8 tRNA genes are annotated in these 755 nt (G+C 52.3%); all 8 read left to right on the top strand.

The annotated features are described in order from the left end of the window. Nucleotides 1–63: 63 nt before the first annotated feature. The 8 genes from ACLOR3_RS10660 to ACLOR3_RS10695 all read left to right on the top strand — a co-directional run bounded on the left by ACLOR3_RS10660 (nucleotide 64) and on the right by ACLOR3_RS10695 (nucleotide 751). Nucleotides 64–153, top strand: a tRNA-Ser gene (locus tag ACLOR3_RS10660). A 9-nt stretch (nucleotides 154–162) separates the two neighbouring features. Beyond that, nucleotides 163–236 (top strand) — tRNA-Met (locus ACLOR3_RS10665). A 5-nt stretch (nucleotides 237–241) separates the two neighbouring features. Next, nucleotides 242–314, top strand: a tRNA-Phe gene (locus tag ACLOR3_RS10670). A gap of 16 nt (nucleotides 315–330) precedes the next feature. Further along, nucleotides 331–411 (top strand) — tRNA-Tyr (locus tag ACLOR3_RS10675). Between the two features lie 6 nt (nucleotides 412–417). Next, nucleotides 418–488: transfer RNA gene (locus ACLOR3_RS10680), tRNA-Trp, on the top strand. Between the two features lie 12 nt (nucleotides 489–500). Further along, nucleotides 501–573, top strand: a tRNA-His gene (locus tag ACLOR3_RS10685). Nucleotides 574–586: 13 nt separating this feature from the next. Further along, nucleotides 587–658, top strand: a tRNA-Gln gene (locus ACLOR3_RS10690). Between the two features lie 9 nt (nucleotides 659–667). Next, nucleotides 668–751 (top strand) — tRNA-Leu (locus ACLOR3_RS10695). Nucleotides 752–755 lie beyond the last annotated feature (4 nt).

Genomic DNA, 755 nt, shown 5'->3' on the forward strand with positions numbered 1-755 from the left:
TTAAGACACCGCCTTTTCACGGCGGTAACACGGGTTCGAATCCCGTACGGACTATATTATATTGGAGGATTACCCAAGTCCGGCTGAAGGGAACGGTCTTGAAAACCGTCAGGCGTGTAAAAGCGTGCGTGGGTTCGAATCCCACATCCTCCTTAATATTAACGCGGGATGGAGCAGCTCGGTAGCTCGTCGGGCTCATAACCCGAAGGTCGTAGGTTCAAATCCTGCTCCCGCAATATTTGGCTCGGTAGCTCAGTTGGTAGAGCAATGGATTGAAGCTCCATGTGTCGGCGGTTCGATTCCGTCTCGCGCCATAATTTAATATTATTCGGAAGGGTAGCGAAGAGGCTAAACGCGGCGGACTGTAAATCCGCTCCTTCGGGTTCGGGGGTTCGAATCCCTCCCCTTCCATCCTTTACGGGCATAGTTTAAAGGTAGAACTAAGGTCTCCAAAACCTTCAGTGTGGGTTCAATTCCTACTGCCCGTGTATAAGAATATGGCGGGTGTGGTGAAGTGGTTAACACACCAGATTGTGGCTCTGGCATGCGTGGGTTCGATCCCCATCACTCGCCTATTTTATATTATTGGGGTATAGCCAAGCGGTAAGGCAAGGGACTTTGACTCCCTCATGCGTTGGTTCGAATCCAGCTACCCCAGTTATACTTTGCCGGCGTGGCGGAATTGGCAGACGCGCTGGACTCAAAATCCAGTGTCCGCAAGGACGTGCCGGTTCGACCCCGGCCGCCGGTATAGT

It is taken from the genome of Streptococcus intestinihominis (assembly GCF_046824975.1).
Lineage (GTDB): Bacteria > Bacillota > Bacilli > Lactobacillales > Streptococcaceae > Streptococcus.